The organism is Rhodococcus sp. C-2, assembly GCF_027854095.1.
Classification (GTDB): Bacteria; Actinomycetota; Actinomycetes; order Mycobacteriales; family Mycobacteriaceae; genus Rhodococcus_F; species Rhodococcus_F qingshengii.
Map to the genome: position 1 here is coordinate 356904 of NZ_JAQGFI010000003.1, position 18039 is coordinate 374942.

At 61.1% G+C, this 18039-nt stretch carries 14 protein-coding genes; 7 read left to right on the forward strand and 7 right to left on the reverse strand.

Annotation, left to right across the window (positions count from 1 at the left end):
- The first annotated feature begins 177 nt into the window (after window positions 1–177).
- A complete protein-coding gene (locus tag PCS43_RS08215) occupies window positions 178–888 on the forward strand; it encodes a FadR/GntR family transcriptional regulator (protein WP_050655023.1) in 711 nt (236 codons plus the stop codon).
- Window positions 889–938: 50 nt separating this feature from the next.
- Window positions 939–1646, forward strand: coding sequence for an ankyrin repeat domain-containing protein (locus tag PCS43_RS08220; protein WP_270923014.1), 708 nt, complete (start codon window positions 939–941; stop codon window positions 1644–1646).
- On the opposite strand, the gene PCS43_RS08225 is transcribed toward PCS43_RS08220, so the two are convergent.
- A complete protein-coding gene (locus tag PCS43_RS08225; protein WP_270923015.1) occupies window positions 1631–2647 on the reverse strand; it encodes a helix-turn-helix domain-containing protein in 1017 nt (338 codons plus the stop codon). The genes PCS43_RS08220 and PCS43_RS08225 overlap by 16 nt on opposite strands.
- Window positions 2648–2746: 99 nt before the next feature.
- Here PCS43_RS08225 and PCS43_RS08230 point away from each other — a divergent pair, with 99 nt between their 5' ends.
- Window positions 2747–3553: an alpha/beta fold hydrolase gene (locus PCS43_RS08230; protein WP_209910293.1), complete on the forward strand. Its 807-nt coding sequence runs from the start codon at window positions 2747–2749 to the stop codon at window positions 3551–3553.
- A gap of 30 nt (window positions 3554–3583) precedes the next feature.
- Here the strand turns inward: PCS43_RS08230 and PCS43_RS08235 are convergent, their stop codons facing one another.
- The 4 genes from PCS43_RS08235 to PCS43_RS08250 form a co-directional block, all read right to left on the reverse strand.
- On the reverse strand, window positions 3584–4774 hold the full coding sequence (locus PCS43_RS08235; protein ID WP_030536146.1) for a lipid-transfer protein: 1191 nt from the start codon (window positions 4772–4774) through the stop codon (window positions 3584–3586).
- Window positions 4771–5247, reverse strand: coding sequence for a Zn-ribbon domain-containing OB-fold protein (locus tag PCS43_RS08240; protein ID WP_019745839.1), 477 nt, complete (start codon window positions 5245–5247; stop codon window positions 4771–4773). Before PCS43_RS08240 ends, PCS43_RS08235 begins: the two co-directional genes overlap by 4 nt.
- 210 nt (window positions 5248–5457) lie before the next feature.
- Window positions 5458–7185 (reverse strand): FAD-dependent oxidoreductase, encoded by a 1728-nt coding sequence (locus tag PCS43_RS08245; protein ID WP_209910290.1) that lies wholly within the window; start codon window positions 7183–7185, stop codon window positions 5458–5460.
- A 33-nt stretch (window positions 7186–7218) separates the two neighbouring features.
- Entirely contained in the window at window positions 7219–8226 is a 1008-nt protein-coding gene (locus PCS43_RS08250; protein ID WP_003943163.1) for an AurF N-oxygenase family protein, read from the reverse strand.
- A 277-nt stretch (window positions 8227–8503) separates the two neighbouring features.
- Here PCS43_RS08250 and PCS43_RS08255 point away from each other — a divergent pair, with 277 nt between their 5' ends.
- Window positions 8504–9346, forward strand: coding sequence for an SDR family oxidoreductase (locus tag PCS43_RS08255; RefSeq protein WP_074447109.1), 843 nt, complete (start codon window positions 8504–8506; stop codon window positions 9344–9346).
- Between the two features lie 111 nt (window positions 9347–9457).
- On the opposite strand, the gene PCS43_RS08260 is transcribed toward PCS43_RS08255, so the two are convergent.
- Entirely contained in the window at window positions 9458–10696 is a 1239-nt protein-coding gene (locus PCS43_RS08260; RefSeq protein WP_209910285.1) for an HNH endonuclease signature motif containing protein, read from the reverse strand.
- A 1103-nt stretch (window positions 10697–11799) separates the two neighbouring features.
- On the opposite strand from PCS43_RS08260, the gene PCS43_RS08265 reads away from it, so the two are divergent.
- Window positions 11800–12423: a hypothetical protein gene (locus PCS43_RS08265; RefSeq protein ID WP_064443584.1), complete on the forward strand. Its 624-nt coding sequence runs from the start codon at window positions 11800–11802 to the stop codon at window positions 12421–12423.
- A 670-nt stretch (window positions 12424–13093) separates the two neighbouring features.
- Here the strand turns inward: PCS43_RS08265 and lanKC are convergent.
- Complete coding sequence (gene lanKC, locus PCS43_RS08270; protein ID WP_209910282.1) at window positions 13094–15676, reverse strand: class III lanthionine synthetase LanKC; 2583 nt, start codon at window positions 15674–15676, stop codon at window positions 13094–13096.
- A gap of 368 nt (window positions 15677–16044) precedes the next feature.
- Between lanKC and PCS43_RS08275 the strand changes: the two genes are divergently transcribed.
- Both PCS43_RS08275 and PCS43_RS08280 read left to right on the forward strand, forming a co-directional pair.
- A complete protein-coding gene (locus tag PCS43_RS08275) occupies window positions 16045–17238 on the forward strand; it encodes a thiolase family protein (protein ID WP_030536138.1) in 1194 nt (397 codons plus the stop codon).
- A gap of 28 nt (window positions 17239–17266) precedes the next feature.
- Complete coding sequence (locus PCS43_RS08280) at window positions 17267–18028, forward strand: 3-hydroxyacyl-CoA dehydrogenase (protein ID WP_003942978.1); 762 nt, start codon at window positions 17267–17269, stop codon at window positions 18026–18028.
- Window positions 18029–18039 lie beyond the last annotated feature (11 nt).

Consider the following 18039-nt stretch of genomic DNA (forward strand, 5'->3'; position numbering starts at 1 on the left):
TGCGCGGTGGGTGTATTTCGGGATCGCAGCGCTGACGGTCGAGTTATAGTCCCGCCCTGCTATCGGGCTATCAGGCTGTCTGACAGGTGTAATTGTTACCTCGCTCACTCCGGCACGTCAACCCTTCATCAAGTGCGATGTTTGACGCGGGACTTCGGCAGTCGCAACAATGACGGCATGAACCTGTCAGACAGCTGGGCCACCAGGCGACCCGTCGCCTCGCGGGTGAGTGCTGCCGAGGCGGTTCTCGCCGACCTCCGTGCCGCAATAACCTCCGGCGAACTGGCAGTCGGAGAGCGTCTCCCGTCCGAGGCGTCCCTGGCCGAAAGACACGGGGTCAGTCGATCGGTCATCCGTGAAGCCCTGCGCTCGTGCCATGCCCTCGGGCTCACCGAGACGAAATCCGGGCTCGGCACCTTCGTCGTCAGCGATTCGATAGCGCGAGACCTCGACTTCGGCAGCTACGCGGCCAACGAGTTGGTCGAAGCGCGGCCGCATGTCGAAATTCCGGCCGCAGGATGGGCTGCCCAACGGCACACAGCGGAGGAGTTGACGGCTCTCCGCGGACTGGTCCAGCAGATGCGTGACGAGGATGATCCGCTCGTATGGGTCGCACTCGATGCGCAGTTCCACGGACTGATCGCGAAAGCCAGTAGGAATCGGGTCTTCGAGTCGGTAATCGTCGATATTCGTGAAGCGTTGACAAGGCAGTCCGAGACACTCAATCTTGTTGCCGGTCGCCAGGAAAGGTCGAACGAGGAACACGAACGAATAGTCGAAGGAATCGCATCCGGCAGTTACGACCACGCCTCCAGGGCGATGGCCGAACATCTGGACGCCGTCAGGATGACGCTTGAAACTCTTGTCCAAGAAAGTAATCCGCTGTGACGGCGCTTCCGGGTAGGTCTGTCCTCGTCTGCGTTATCCTCGCGGTATCAGTGACCGGGGCGTTGGCCGGCTGCAGTTCGTCCGACACCCCGGTGACGTCGACGATCGCCGCGTCAGCGACGACAACGGCAGCTGTATCGATTACGGGCGTAAAGCCGCCATCGACGCCGGAATCCGAACGGGCACTCTTCGATGCGGTAGACCGCAATGATCCGGCAGCGATCACCGCGGCCCTGGCTTCGGGCGCGAACATCGAAGCTCGCGGCGAGGGCGAACGGACTCCACTCGTCGAGGCCACCAAGAACGACGCCGTCGCCGCGGCTTCTACGTTGATTCTTGCCGGAGCAGACGTGAACGCGAAGGATTCCATGCAGGATTCGGCCTTCCTGTATTCCGGAGCCGAGGGTTTGAACGAGATTCTGGCGCTCACGCTCGCCCACGGCGCGGACGTCGACAGCGTGAACCGTTACGGCGGTACGGCGCTGATTCCCGCGAGTGAACACGCGCATGTCGAGAGCGTCCGGATGCTGATCGCTGCCGGGGTTCCGGTCAATCACGTCAACGATCCCGGGTGGGCGGCGCTACTCGAAGCCGTTGTGTACGGCGATGGTTCGGCGCGCTATATCGACGTGATCACTCAGCTTCTCGACGCGGGGGCAGATCCCTCGATCCGGGATGCATCGGGGAAGACCGCGTTGGACAATGCCGAAAGTCGTGGTCAGTCAGACGTTGTGGCGCTGCTTCAATCGCGGAGCTGACGCCAACGAGTCGGGCTCAGCCCGTAGGCCTGTCGAAAGCGTCGGCTGAAGTGTCCGGCGTCGACAAACCCCGCCCGGTGCGCAACGGTCGCGATCGGCAGATCGACGGTAGCGGGTCGAGCCAGTTCGTCCCGAGCCTTCTGCAGGCGCTGGGTGATGATCCACTGTTCGATCCGAAAGCCGTTGTCCGAGCAGATCTTGTACAGCTGTCGCAGTGAGATGTTGTGGGCGTGAGCAATTCGTGCGGGATTCAGTGTCGGATCGTGAAGGTGTTCACGGATGTATCGACGGATCGAAGTCATGGCAAGGGCCGATCTCGGAGCGGATGCGTCAGGATTCGCATGTGCGATCGAAGCGACCAAAGCACGTGCGAGTTCGATCGAGGCCTCGCCCAATTGTTCGGCGGCAGGATCGGTCTCCAACAGAGCGGCGCTGCGGAACAATTCACGAACGTGCGCGATCATCACGGGGTACAGATTGCTGTGATGAGGCCGGGTAGCTGCGTCCCGCACGGTGTCGATCGGCAGTCCCAGCCGATCCATCGGAACGTAGAGGCACTGGGAAGCGCCCGTTCCCGGCCAAGAGAAATTGTAGGTCGACGTCAGGTCCGTCATCAACAGTTCACCGGCGGGCACTCTGCGTTGTTCGTCGTGCTGATCTAGATGGCCGATCCCGCTCTCCTGCAGGGCAATCGCAAGGACGGGCATCGACGCGGACCGGACGTGACGTGGTGTTCGGGTCAACCGCATACCGGTCGACTCGGAGCGGAACAGTGATGCTGCACCGAGGTTCCACACGTTCATTCTCGCGCTCACCCGTTCCGGGTTCTCCAAGTGGATTGCACACGGGACCGAGGCACGACCGATCGCGTCGACAAAGGCGTCCGCGCGTTGGTCAGGCTCCAACACGGAAGTATCCAGGAGCAAAGCCATGCAGCCCTGATACCCCGCGATGCGGACGCTCAACCAGAAGTTGTGCAGTGTGAGCTCAAAAGTCTGCACGGACAGTCACGTCCGTCGCAGCAGGTATTTCTAGGATCGAAACGGGCGTGTCCCGGCTTACCGCAGTTTCTCGCTTTTCGACGAGAGTGAAGGAAACGCATGAAGATCTCACGTGTATTCACCGCAGTTCTGGCGTTGCTCATGACAGTCGCGGCCGGAGTGATCTTCGGCTCCGGCGCTGCGGTGGCGAGCCCCAAGCCAACCGTCGTTCTCGTCCACGGCGCTTTTGCCGACGCGACCAGTTGGGACGGCGTTGCCGCCGACCTACGTTCGCGTGGCTATCGCGTCGTGGCGCCGGACAATCCTCTACGCGGGCCCGCTTACGACGCGTCCGTGATCGAGAAGACGGTTGCGGACATCGACGGACCTGACGTGCTCGCCGGTCACTCGTACGGCGGCGCGGTGATCACCAATGTTCACGACCCGAAGGTGCAGTCGTTGGTGTATATCGCGGCGTTTGCTCCGGTTCAGGGTGAGCCGGTGCAGATCACGATCGATCCCATCAGGTTTCCTGGCAGCCAATTGCTTCCTCCGGCTCTGGGATTGAAGATCGTCGACGATCCTCACGCGATCGGCGGGAAGAACGTCGACGGCTACGTCACGGACGAGTATTTCCATTCCGTCTTCGCTCAGGATGTTTCCGACGAGACAGCGGCAACGATGTTGGCGCATCAGAAGTCTGCGGCTTTGTGGGCGAACCTCGAGCTCGGCGGGCCACCGTCGTGGGCGAACACACCGAGCTGGTATCTGGTTGCCGGTGAGGATCGCGTGATCCCAGCATCGGCGCAGCGGTTCATGGCAAACCGGATGGGCGCGAACACCAGCGAACTCCCGACCTCGCACGCATCGCTGGTTTCCCGGCCAGGGGCAGTGGCAGACGTGATCGTGGCGGCCGCTCACGGGTGAGTGTGCGACCGCCACGAAAGTAGAACAGGGTCAGGCGGAAACGATTACCGAGGAGCCGTGTCCGAACAGACCTTGGTTGGCGGTGATACCGATGCGGGCGCCTTCGACCTGACGGCCTTCGGCCTGTCCACGAAGCTGCCAAGTGAGCTCGCACACCTGCGCAAGTGCCTGTGCGGGAACGGCTTCGCCGAAGCACGCGAGACCGCCGGACGGATTGACCGGGATGCGGCCTCCGATACTGGTGTCACCCGCACGCAGGAGGTGCTCGGCCTCGCCCCGCTTGCAGAGGGCAAGGTCTTCGATCCAGTCCAGTTCCACGGAGGTAGCGAGGTCGTAGACTTCGGCGACGTCGACGTCCTCGGGAGAGATCCCGGCTTCTTCGTATGCGGCGTAGCCGATGGATTCCTTGAACGTGCGCTCCGGAGCGGGAACGGCGGAGCTGGAATCGGTGGAGAAGTTCGGCATGTCCATGATCGTCTGGGGGAACGTCGGCGTGACCGTCGAAATAGCCTTGATGCGAACAGGTTCCGCGATGCCCATCTTGCGGGCGTATTCCATCGACGTCAGCAAGATTGCGGCGCCGCCGTCGGACGTCGCGCAGATGTCGAGCAGGTGAAGGGGATTGGACACCACGGGGGAGGCCAACACGTTCTCGACGGTGACTTCCTTGCGGTAGCGCGCATTCGGATTGCTCAGCCCGTGCCTGGCGTTCTTGACCTTCACGTTGGCGAAATCCTCCGCGGTGGCGCCGTAGAGGTCGATGCGACGACGCGCGTTGAGCGCGAAGTACGCCGGGTTGGTCATACCCATGAGGCGGAAGCGCAGCCAGTCCGGGTCGTCCCAACGCTCACCGGCGACGGGAGCGAGGAAGCCCTTCGGCGTGGTGTCGGCGCCGACGACCAGGGCAACTTCGCTGAGGCCGGCCAGGATTCGTGCGCGAGCGGTGTCGAGTGCCTGGGCTCCCGTCGCACACGCGGCGTACGACGTGGCGACGCGAGCGCCGTTCCAGCCGAGTGCCTGCGCGAAGGTGGCTCCGGCGACGTATCCGCCGTACCCGTTGCGGACGGTCTCGCCGCCGACGATGAAGTCGACATCCTGCCAATTCACACCCGAATCGGCGAGCGCGGCGCGAGCGGCCGCAACGCCGTATTTCACGAACGACTGCCCCCACTTGCCCCAGGGGTGCATACCGACACCGAGTACTGCGACGTCCTTGCTCATGACTGCGACTCCTGATCAGCTGCGGCGACAGGCTTCCATCGCCACGTCGTACGTACTCCGGTTTCGTCGGTGTACAGCGGCTCGACAACCAATTCGACGGTATTGCCGACCTTGAGATCGTCGACGCCGAATCCGTCGGCCACCTGGCCGAGGATGACGATCCCCTCGGGCAGCTCGACTGCTGCGAGAGCAAAAGGCTCGTACGGATCCGAGCGCGGGATGTACGGCGGCGGGGGCTGGTACTGCGCGTCGGTGTACGACCAGACAGTGCCGCGGCGGGAGAGTTCCACGTCGTCGAACTCCTCGCTGAAGCAGCTCGGGTTCTTGCAGAACGTCGCCTCACGAGGGAAGGAAATGGTGCCGCAGGATTGGCACTTCGTGCCGATCAGAGCAGGTTCGTCGCCGGTGGTGAACCAACCCTCTACTGCAGGTGTCACACTCCCGTTCGGCGCCGGCGTTGCAGTCTCGCTCATGCAATCCTCATCTGGTTGGCGAGCGTGATCCGGGGATCGTGGCTCGCTGTGCCGCTTACTGGAACAGGTTGCAGTATTACACGATTTCGGCCGCTGACGGGCATAAATTTTCGCTGAGTGGGACGTTGCCGGAACGCAGACGGCCCCGCCGGGCAGACGAGTCTGCAGGCGGGGCCGTGTGCGTGAAAGTAGCTGTTTACCTGTAGCGGATCAGCGAGCGCGAACGGGTCGACCGAATCGACGCGCCGGTTTCACCCGTGCCGCAGCGTCGAGGATGGAGGTGATCTCGACCTGATCCAGAACCTTTTCGCGGACACGGTCGTGCGCAGCGCCGCGTTCCAGTTCCGCCTTGTCGATGGCGTGCCAGCCCTCGCGGTCGACGACGTCGGACTGTCGCGCCCGGACCAGACGATCGACTGCGGAGTCGTCGACGACCGGGTTGGTCAGGCGTCCGTCGTTGAAGTCGTCGACGAGCATCCTGATCGTTTCCTGCGCGCAGGACTTGTTGGTGCCGATGAACCCACTCGGTCCGCGCTTGATCCAACCGGTCGCGTAGACCCCGGTGGCGGGATCACCGTTCGGAGCTTCGAGGACTCGGCCGTTCTCGTTCGGAATGACCGACGCACGCTCGTCGAACGGGACGCCGGGGATGGGCACTCCGCGGTAGCCGATCGAGGTGAGGACCAAGCCGGTATCGATGGTCTCGGTATCGCCGGTTGCTTCGATCTGCACGGTTCCGTTGGCGTCGACAAGAGCGTTGCGAGCGAACTCGATTCCGCTGACCTGATCGTCGCCGGTGATCGAGGTCGGCGTGAGCAGGTAGCGCAACGTGATGCGCTTGTTGCCGACGTCGACGTGATCGCGGTTCTTCAGGGCTTCGAGGAGACGCAACTTCTGCTCGACGGCATGCGGGAGTTCGCCGCGTTTTGCCAGTTCTTCGGTGGCCGAGTCGAGAACCATGTCGTCGGGTCCGACAGAGAGTTCGATGTCCGGCAGTGCCATCAGGCCGGTGAACTCGGGGACCGTGAACGCGGACTGCGCGATTCCGCGTCGACCCACGATGACAACTTCTTCGACGCGACTCTTCCGCAGAGCGGCGAGTGCGTGAGCGGAGATGTCGGTACCGGCCAACTTCTCGGGATCGGCCGTCAGAATGCGAGCGACGTCGAGCGCGACATTTCCGTTTCCGATGATGACCGCGCGGCGATGTGAGAGGTCGAAGACGTCGTCGGCGTGATCGGGGTGGCCGTTGTACCAGGCCACGAAGTCGGTGGCCGAGGCCGTGCCAGGCAGATCAGCGCCCGGAATGCCGAGACCACGGTCGGACGAAGCGCCGACTGCGTAGAGCACCGCATGGTGATTTTCGAGCAGTTCGCTGTGCGAGATGTGCTTGCCGATCTCGACGTTGAGGTAGAACTCGAAACCCTTTTGTGCGGCGATCTTGTCGAACAAGCGAGTGACCTGCTTGGTCTTCTGATGGTCCGGAGCAACGCCGGCGCGAACCAAGCCGTAAGGCACAGGAAGGCGATCGAAGACGTTGACCTGCACGTCAGGCTGAGTCAGCAACTCGTCCGCGGCGTACATCGCCGACGGTCCGGAACCGACGATCGCAACGCGCAACGGCGGTCGGCCCTTGTCGACGTGGGCTGCCGGGATGACCTTGGCGAGAAGCGGCCTGGGTCGCTCTTCCTTGTAGAAGTCCGCATTGATGGACAGAAAGACTCGCTGCGGGTCGGTCAGCTTCGACTCGGGGACGATGGCGTCGACCGGGCAGGCCGAGACGCATGCGCCACAGTCGACGCAGGCCTGCGGATCGATGTGCAGCATCTCGGCGGTGAGGAAGTCCGGCTCGTCCGGCGTCGGATGGATGCAGTTGACCGGGCAGGCGTAGACGCACGAGGCGTCGCTGCAACAGGACTGCGTGACTACGTGTGGCATGGCGCTATGAGTCCGATCTCGACTGTCCGGGAGCTACGCGGCGGCGTTGTGCGAGCTGCGGTGAGGTTCGCTACGGAAGCGTGATGCGCGGCCGTCCATCTTGCAGGCCTTCCACACCAGGCGCGAGGCACGGTTCATCAGGCCGGTGTCGGTGGCCAGCATGCGGACGTCACCGAAGTAGTTGCGCAGGGTCTGGCGCGACTCGGGCAGATCCCAGAACAGGTCCTTCTTCACGGACTTCGGGATGTCGAACTGCTTCCAGAAGGACTTCGGCGGGATGACGATGGCGTCACAGAGAATGCGCATGACGATCGGGAACAGCAGCGAGAGGACAAACCGGTTCGGGCGTGACATCAGCGGGATGCGGCGGCTCAGAAGCTTGTGCGCGAACGAGATGTGACGCGCTTCCTCGGCTACGTGGATGGCCATGACCGACTGCATGATCGGGTGGATCTGGCCGCCGGCGCGCAGGATGCTCTTCTGAATGTGGTCGATCGGCTCTTCACCGGCGAGGACACCGACGAAGAACAGTTCGGGGAACGGACCCGCAGCGAGGGGAATGAAGGGTGCAAGCATCTTCATCGGACGGCTCATCCCGGGAGCGTCGGCACCGATGCGGTTGACCATCTCCTGGAACATCATCGTGTGGTTGCACTCTTCGACCGACTCGTGCGTGCAGTAGCGCGCCTCGGCCGAATCGTTGGGCAGTGAGAAGACGTACTGCATCATGCCGCGGATCAGAATGTTCTCGAACTGGAGACCGACCTTCGCGACATTGGCCTGGCGCCACATGCCGATTTCGATCTGCCTGGCCTCGGACTGCGACTGGTACCACGGGTGTGCACCCAGCGGGTCAGTCTCGGCCGGGAGGATCCAGCGGCGATCGTTCGGGACGACGGCAAACTCGGGGGAGTCCCAGTCGATGTCGAGGTACGGGTCGAAGTGCTTGTGCACCGAGCCCTCGGACAGGAGTCGAAGCGTCTCGTTGTACGAGTCGTCGGATGCTTCTCCGCGCTTGTCGAGCGGCGATGTGAGCGTCATGGCGTCTCCTCTTCGTTTCGGTCACCGCTGGTATTTCTCGCGGTGTTCGGTGGAATCGAGGGCCGGTTGTGTGATCGCTGGCACTCGGTCTGGATTTAATGTAACCCGAGGTATCAGGAAAAGCTAGTGGCAGATACTCCTGAATCCCGACGAATTCTTGACACGGCCGAAACGGCGCCATAACTTACTTTTGAGTAATTTCCGCGGTGCGTCCGAAGTGGGCTGTTCAGGGACGGGTTCGCACCGAATCGCACGCGAAGATCGAACCGAGGCCGACGTGATCAGATCGATTCTCAGCAATCTTGCATTGAGACCGCCGACGCGTCTGCGCTCCCTTGTTCCGTCTCGCGGCGTCACGCTTTCCGACAAGACCATCGTCCTGACGGGAGCCTCGTCGGGGATCGGTGAGGCGACAGCTCATCTATTGGCTCGTCGGGGAGCCGAGATGATCCTGGTCGCGCGCGGTGAGGAAAACCTCGAACACGTACGGGACGAGATTCACCGCAGGGGAGGATGGGCACACATCGTGCCTGCGGACCTCTCCCGCGGTGAAGCCGTTGACGAACTCGCGGAGACGATCGCGGATCGATTCGGGTCGGTCGACATCCTCGTCAACAATGCGGGTCGCTCGATCCGGCGCACCGCGTTGGATTCGGTCGACCGATTCCACGACTACGAGCGCACCATGGCGCTGAACTACTTCGGGCCGACAAGACTGACGTTGCGGCTACTGCCCGCAATGCTCGAGGCGAAGTCCGGACACATCATCAACGTCGGAACCTGGGGAGTTACTGCCGGGGTGATGCCCAGGTTCAGCGCCTATCACGCGTCGAAGTCTGCTCTCAGTGCATTCGGCCGAAGCCTCGGCGCGGAATGTCACGGCACCGGTGTCGATGTCACCACAGTGCAATTCCCACTCATACGAACACCGATGATCGCGCCGACGGCGGATTACGTGAGCCAGCCGGCGCTGACGGCCGATCAAGCTGCATCGTGGATCTTGAGGGCGATCAATACGCGTCCCGTCGAGCTGTATCCGCGGTACGCGGGGCTGTTACGAGCGATTGACGTTGTATCCCCTTCTGCCACTGACGCTCTCGTGCGAAGGGCCGGGATCTGAGGGGCTGGGATTTGAGGGGTTGGGATCTGAGGGGTTGGGATCTGACCAGAAACGTGCACCAGCACCGGGGCATGGTTCGTCCCCGGTGCTGATGTATTCGATTGTCGCGGTTCAGGCTGCTGTAGGTGGGCTGTTCCCGCCGATCGGCTGTTGATACGGATCGATCGACATCGGTGGATAGAACACCGATTTCCGATCCGGGCCGATCTCGACACGCCACTCGGTGTGATGCAGCGTCCGATGATGATGGCCACACAACAGAATCAGATTATCGAGATCTGTTGGGCCACCATCGTTCCAGTGAACAATATGATGAGCATCGCACCACCCCGACGGTGTCCCGCACCCCGGAAACGCACACCCACCATCACGAACCGCCAACGCCCGCCGCTGCGGAACCGTCGCCGTTCTCGCTTCCTTGCCGCAGTCGAGCGGAACACCATTCTCGTCCAACAAGATCCGCGTGATCGTGCAGTCGCACGCCAGCATCCGTGCGGTGTCGATACTGATCGGGCCCACCCAATCCGTCCACGCAAATCCCAACTCCTCAGTGGACGGCAACAGGTCTTTCAGAACTTTAAGGTCGGTCATGTCTTTCGCGGACGCGGTGACCGTGATGTGCGGTTTCACCCCGCCTTCGATCGGGCCCAACCCCGCCCGCTCGTACCGGCGCAACAACTCGCAAAACCCGTCCGCACGCCGTAATGCCGGAGTACGCGTGTCCTTCACGCCGTCCTTCTCCGGTGTCGGCGCAGACAGGCTCGACAACAACGTGATCAACCGGGCCCCGTTGATCGCATCCAGATCACCCTTCACAGTGACCCGCCCGTACAAGCCTTTCGAGGCGTAGAACTCGTTACGTTCGGAATCCTCGCCGACCGGGACGCCGTCCTCGCGCTTGCCGTACTGCTTCTCGATCCGCCGAATCGCCGCCCGCACCGCATCGCAATCCGCGATGTTCTTCGACGCCAACCCCAACAGGATCCCGCGGGCCTTGTCCACATCCGCCGGGGTCATGTTCTTCGGTGGATGCTGACAAAACGACGCCACCTGACGGGCTTTCAACGCATCCACGTCACCACGATGAAACGCATCGCCCACAACGGGTTCGAGCATCAACAACCGCGCCAACCCGACCAGCAGACTGCACTCACCGATCTCCAGATTCGTCGACCCGTGCAACCACTGCGCGATCGCCCGAAAACCCTTCCCGCCGAGAACGTCCCGGGAAAACATCTCCACGATCAGCAACACCATCCGCGACTGCAACTCGTGCCGGACACGCACCAGATCCAGAACCTCACTCTTGAGGCCCTCGCCATCCAGCTGCCACGCTTCCCGACTGTCCATACTCAAAGTCTAATCGAACAAAGTTTCGACCACAAGATGATGTGGATCGAAAATTGCTGCTATCGAATCGATTTCGGCATTTCCGACATTCGGTTGTAGGTGGGTCGCCGACGTCGTCCACGTGCGCCGACGAGTGCGAGCGCCACCATCAACCCGGAGCACAACAGCATCACGTCGGAATTGTCTGAGCCCCAGCACATTGTGTAATCGGCGTCGATCATGTTGCCGCCTGTCCCCGGCAAGCGCATGGGTCCAGCCGAGCACCAGGCCCAGGAGTGTCATCGCCAGCGTGATGGGAACGAAGACCACCAGGACCCGCAAGAAATGCCCTCGAACAAGGCTGGTGGATTCGCGAAGATCGACGAGTGGTGGAAGCGCCGGACACGACGGACACCGATTTATTACTCATCGGTCTGGTGTCGAGTGCGCATCTGCAGTCCCGAGCCAAAACCAATCTTCAGCGCTTCCGGCGGCCGAACAATACGCCGACAGCCGAGATCATGATCAGCGCCACAAGAACGACGACGATGTACGACCTGTCCGCGGCCGGTGCCACCGTTTCGCTTTCTTTGGTCACTGCATCAGTGAATGTACAGCTTATGCCTGGAGGGAACCATCCCCAGAAGTCTGTAATTCCTGCCGCTACCCTCTCCGCCCGGCCGGGAAGGAGATAATTGAATCGTGATGGGATTCCATAGTGATCAATGCACCAGCTGGGCTGATGTTGGAGGCGCAAAGAAAATGCGTCCAACAAATAGACCAAGGTTAGTGCGATCAGCGATATTGCTAAAGACGCTTGGCTTGCTCGTAATAATCGAATCTTCACGACTCGCCCGCAACAGTCACGTCATCATGGGGTGACGATGGTATTGGTTGCTGCGATCCACCGAATCCAGCCGTGCTCAAAATTGACCTGTCGACTTTGGGAGTCGCCGAGCTCTCCTGACATCGGTAGTTCAAATCGACCATCCTCGCAGCCCTGCCTCCCATAGTCAGCAAAGATAGCACCGTGGACACTTTCTCCGTGCCGAGAAACAATCGATCGTGAGATCGGGGAAGTGGTTACTGCTAGTCCGCGACAAACAGCTCGCTATTCTCATCGAATGGATCAGGCAGTGTCGAACTCGCAGGCAACGAGAAGGTCCGGTGCTCTTCGTTGGGTTGTTTTGGTAAACGCACTTATCGCAGCGTCGGCGTCGGCGATGTATGTCGCAGCGAAATGCCATCTCGCCTGGCCCGAACCTGCGGATAGTGCACTCTCGATCGCCGGTGCGGTCGTTCTCTGGGTCCTCACGGCGAGTGTTGCAATCGTGCTGCTCGGAGTGTGCTGGTGGCAGCGACGCCGATGGTTGTGGTCCGATGTCGCTGTTCCGGTTCTCGTGGTGATCGCACTCGGGATCGCGGCCGCGGGGCAGCCACATTTCGATCAGTATCGGGCAGACTTCGAAACCGTTGCACAGCAACTACTTCAAGAACCTGACGATCCCTATTCCGATGGGTATCATCGTGATCTACGAATCGGCAGATTCGATATCTCCTATGCCAACGTCAGCAGTGAAGGCCACGTCTATTTCTATGACGCACGAGATGGATTGGACATCTTGGACAATCCCGGCTGGGTGTACGCACCCGATGGTGTGTCCGACAAGACCTTCAATCAGCTCCGGCTGGAAGACATCGGGGGCGGATGGTACCGATTCCCTCATCTTGTCGTTGACAGCTATTGAAACTCAAACCACCAGACCCTCCGCTCGAAGTCTCGGGCGAATGTGGTGACGCCGACCAGCATTCCTGAGGCGAAGGGAAGTAGGAGTACGAAAAGCGTCGTGAAGGTCAAGGCGGTGGCGGCGCGGCAACCGCCACCCCCCGTCGTACCAGCGCGAGCAGATGTCCCCGAAGTCCCAACTCTCGCCCCAACGCTGAACGAACCAGCCCGAAAGTGCGGCTGTCAGGATCAGTAGGAATATCGTCGCCAGTGACCATGCGATCTACCCTCGGCATTGCCGCCAGGTCGCACACATCATCGGCGAATACAGCTCGGTGAAGTGCGGATGCGTCTCATGATGAAACAATATTGTTCGTCTGATGATCCGCACGGATTCCGAAAGCCGATACCCCGGACCTGCTCCGAGGTATCGGCCTGAGGTCAGAGGCAGAAGAAACTGAGCGAACTGATTGCCGCGTTCTGCTCGAGTTGGCCTGCGTCTCCGACGTTGCCGGCGGCGACTGACAGATCTTGAAGGGAGAGAATAGCGTCCATTGTCATTTCCTTTGTTGATCGGCATGTTTACCGATGGATTTGATCGATCGAATTGTCTTGCGGTGCTGATTCCATTTCAGGTTTTTGGCCTGATGCTTCTGTGCTCCAATCTTCCGGGGTGATAACTTTCCGAACAACTAGGAGATGTGGCAGTTCGACACGCACATCAGTGGAAACGACTGTCGGACAGTTGGCAATCCGGCATGACGGAGCAATGCCAGTATTCCCGCGGATCCGGTTGCCCAGTCTGTCGAGAGTCTCAGGTTCTGTTCACCTGGAAAGTGCAGGCCTCCTGCGTGATTGAGGCTGTGCAAGCCCAGAAGCTGAAACTGCTGTGCAAGCGTCTGTTCACAATCGGCGCCGGCGTATGGAGTCTTGGAGAGTTCGCTGAGAAACAGAATCAGCCCGGCTCGCCCGTTGAGTAGTCCGGCTTGGGCAGTGAATTCGACTGTGGCGGCGCGGGATATCGCACGCACCGCAGCTGCGTAACGCGGTTCGTCGACATGGCGCAGAAGTTGTAGAAGTACCAGGCCCACACCGACAGACCCGGATCCGAGATACGGCATCGTCCGGCGCTCCTCTCTCAGCTGCATCGACCCGTCAGGGCACATCGACATCACAGACAGATCGATGTCGACGAGCTGGCGTGCGTGTTCCAGCGATCGAGGATCACCACTCAGTTCGTAGTGGCGAGTCCAGAACAGTGCTTGTCCGCTCGGTCCCCGCATCAGCCCACCTCGGCCGGCCACTGCCCAAGGTGTTCCGCCGGCGTCGCGGACATGCAAGCGAGCAGCTGAAATTCGTTCGCGCAGAGTCTCGGTCACGACAGCGAGAGTGGGTGACACAGTCGGTCGTGAAACCGATTCCTCGAGTAGGAGGCAACCGATTCCGGAAAGGCCGCTGAAAAGGCTGGAGTCGATGTCGTCGAGTGGGGCTCGACGCAAAGTCTCGACCCACCTGTCGGCTGTCGAATGTCGCCCGTGATGCCGAAAGGTGTGCACCGCACCCGCGAGCCCGTCGAAGAAACCGAACTGTGGTTGCGTATCCGAATCAACTTGATGTTCAGTCCATTCCAGAACTGTCTCCAAGGTGTCGGTGGGAAGATCATCGGCGAGTAGGTTTCCGCACGAGCCGTGAGCAATGCCGTAACCGTTCACTTCGAACTGGGCGATGTCACCGGGAAAGAGTCGATCAGGGCGGGAGAGATCAAGCGAGGCGAGGATGCCGCAGCGCAATAGAGCGGCCGCCCGTTGCAGGTTTTCCCCGGGCGACGTGTCCCAACGATGCGGGCGATTCTCCGGCTCCGGCGCCTGTACGTCGAGCATCGAATAGAGCGAGGCACCGAAGGCACGAGGAAGATCGAATCGAGACACCGCATAGTCGATGAGTTCGGGAATCTTGTTGCAATCGAGAGGGAGCAATGTAGTAAGTGGGACAAAGAGTCCCAGCTCGATGCATCCCAACGAGTATCGATCCGCCGCGATTCCTGTCAACTGTCGAGGTGCTGTGTATCCGGGGGCTCCGGTGGACCGGGGCGGATGCTCGTCGATGTTGTGGGCCATCTCGAAGTCGATGATCCGAATACCGGACGGTGAGCACATGACGTTGCCAGGGTGAAGATCGGCATGAACGATTCCGGCGTTGTGGAAGCTCTCGACTGCGGTAGTCAACTGTTGTGCAATGTCGAGTGCCCAGGTTCTGTATTCCGTTCGGGAACTGAGTGTCTGGTCCGCACGTATCAGTGGGTGACGGAGCGCAACTTCCTGATTCAGGGGAGTGCCGGCAGCGCGCTCGGTGACAAGGAAGTGGTGTCCCTCGCGCTCGAACAAGCTGATCGCAGAAGGTGTGTACGGGTTGTCGGCAAGGTGAGTCAACTTGTCGTACTCGTTACGGATGCGGTCGATTGCGTACCGGCCGTTTGCGTCCGGGGCGGTAAAGGGACGGCCTTCTTTGATGACCAGATCGATGCCGGCGTCGTCGAATGCGGAGTAGATCCCCCCGCTGTTGCTGAAGTGCAGGGCTTCATTGATCGAATAGGGGAATTCGTCATGTGATTTCAGCTTGTCTTGCTGCGCGCGAACGAAGTCCGGGATTTGTACCCAGTCCGGAGTTCTGAAGGAAGTGCCGCGCACATCGGGTTCGAGCGATCCGTCAGGACGCCGAATTGCCGGGACGCGATCGCCGAATGAATCGTAGGTCTGCATGGGCAGATACGCGCCGTACCGTAAGTAGAGCGGTCCCCGGTTCCATCGCACATCGCTGAGGATGTACGGCCCGTCGGCACCGGCGACAAGCTTGTCCAGTTCGGTGATGACACGTTGTGTGGCAACACCATCCGCCGGATAGATCGTGATGAATTTTCCGCTGGAAGTTCGATTGGCCTGCTTGCTGTTGGACAACATGAGGTCTGCTGCCGTCCGAAGAAATTTGAACGGCACATGATTGTGACCGCAATACACGGAAACGGTATCGAGCAGCTCCTGCGCGTTGGCTCGGGTAGCGGAGCAGTGAATCTTCCATCCTTGTTCTGGCAGCAGACCGTCGGGCGGTTGGAAGTAGTTCCACGGTCCACTTTGGGGACCGCGCCGCCAGAGCGACCAATCCACCGACTTCGCGGGGATAAAGTGCTGGTCAGTTGATGTATCTGGTCGGGTGACCGTTCTGATTCGGTCGTAGAAATGCGGGTCGGCACGCGTGAAGGCAACGTATCGCAGGTCCACGCCAAACCTCCCGGTCAGTCCCCCTGCGGTTGTCATCGATTGGTGCCACGCCCCGAATCCCCTGTGGCTTGGATTGCTTGTGGCGGAAGGTTATCCGATTCCGGACATTTCGGGCGAAGATTGAAAACCTATCATTCGAAAGTACTAATGAATGGCGTGGGCCAGGCGAGGTCACTGATCGCCCAGCTTTTAGTCGGCCGCATTTGTTTCGAGTTCGGAGGCCCCCTCTTGACGAGAGGATCAAGTCGGTGGTAATTCTTTAGCGAGCGCTAAGTCAGGGTGCTCCCTCGATCTCGGTCCGGTACCCGGCGCCACGAAACACGGGTGCCGGACCGCCCCAGCAATGCACGTCCTCGAAGGGAACGAAGATGACCAAGGCAGTGATCGTCGATGTAGTCCGGATCGCGTCCGGCAAGGGAAAGCCGGGCGGAGCACTGTCCGGGACGCACCCTGTCGAACTGATGGCCCACGTTCTGCGTTCCATCACCTCGCGAAACGGCCTCGACCCCGCCCTGGTGGACGACGTGATCGGCGGTTGCGTCGGCCAGGCCGGTGAGCAGGCGCTCAACATCACCCGCAGCGCGGTCCTCTCGGCCGGATTCCCCGAGTCGGTACCCGCCACCACGATTGATCGCCAGTGCGGATCAAGTCAGCAAGCTGCGCACTTTGCGGCGCAGGGCGTGATCGCCGGGGCCTACGACATCGTGATCGCGGCAGGCGTCGAATCCATGAGTCGTGTCCCGATGGGTACCACGACGATGGGGAAGGACGCTTCCGGTCCGGGCGTCGCGGCTCGCTACCCCGAAGGCCTGGTCAACCAGGGAATCTCTGCAGAATTGATCGCCGCCAAGTGGAAGCTTGACCGCGACGCTCTCGACGCATTCTCCGCGCAGTCCCACCAGCGGGCAGCAGAGGCAGCGGCGAAGGGGCTCTTCGACAAGGAGATTCTGCCGATCTCGGTGACCAACGCCGCCGGTGAGACCGTCTCGCATATCGTCGACGAGACGGTTCGCGCGTCTACTACCGCCGAGGGACTCGCCGGTTTGAAGCCGTCGTTCTACTCGGAGAAGTACGCGCAGCGCTTCCCCGAGGCGCAGTGGTCGATCACTCCCGGTAACTCGTCGCCGCTCACCGACGGCGCGTCCGCAGCACTGATCATGAGCGAAGAAATGGCGTCGAAGCTAGGGCTGACGCCGCGAGCTCGTTTCCATTCCTTCTCCGTTGCGGGCGATGACCCGATCTTCATGCTCACCGCACCCATCCCAGCCACCCACAAGGTGCTCGCTCGCGCGGGTCTGAGCATCGACGACATCGACACCTACGAGGTCAACGAAGCCTTCGCTCCCGTTCCACTCGCCTGGGCTCACGAGTTCGGCGCCGACCCGGCAAAGCTCAACCCGTGGGGCGGCGCGATTGCACTCGGCCATGCCCTGGGGTCCTCGGGTACTCGTCTGCTGACCACGATGGTCAACCACCTCGAGGCCACCGGCGGACGCTACGGATTGCAGACCATGTGCGAGGGCGCCGGCATGGCCAACGCCACAATCATCGAACGCATCTGAAACACATAACCTTTCGAAAGGAACTCTCATGATCGTCAACGACAGCGTCGCCGTCGTCACCGGTGGAGCATCCGGCCTCGGCCTGGCTACGACCAAGGCCCTTCTTGCCGACGGTGCCAGCGTCGTCATTATCGACCTTCCGTCGTCCAACGGTGAAGCCATCGCCAAGGAACTTGGCGACCGGGTCCGCTTCGCGGCTGCAGACGTCACCGACGAGGCTGCGGTCACCGCGGCACTCGACGTGGCCGAGTCCCTCGGACCCCTGCGCGTGGCAGTCAACTGCGCCGGAATCGGCAACGCAGTCAAGACGGTCAGCAAGAAGGGCGCTTTCCCGCTCGACGCGTTCAAGAAGGTCATCGACGTCAATCTGATCGGCACCTTCAACGTCCTTCGTCTTGCTGCGGAACGTATTTCGAAGACCGAGCCGATCGACGGTGAACGCGGCGTCATCATCAACACCGCTTCGGTCGCAGCGTATGACGGCCAGATCGGGCAGGCTGCGTACTCCGCGTCGAAGGGCGGCGTCGTCGGTATGACGCTTCCCATCGCCCGTGACCTCGCGTCGCTGCTGATCCGCGTCAACACCATTGCACCCGGCTTGTTCAAGACCCCGTTGCTGGCTGGACTGCCCGAAGCAGCCCAGGCGTCGTTGGGTCAGCAGGTGCCTCACCCCTCTCGCCTGGGTGATCCCAGCGAGTACGGCGCGCTTGCTGCGCACATCGTTTCCAACCCCATGCTCAATGGTGAGACGATCCGCCTCGACGGTGCAATCCGTATGGCACCGCGGTAATTTCGGCTATC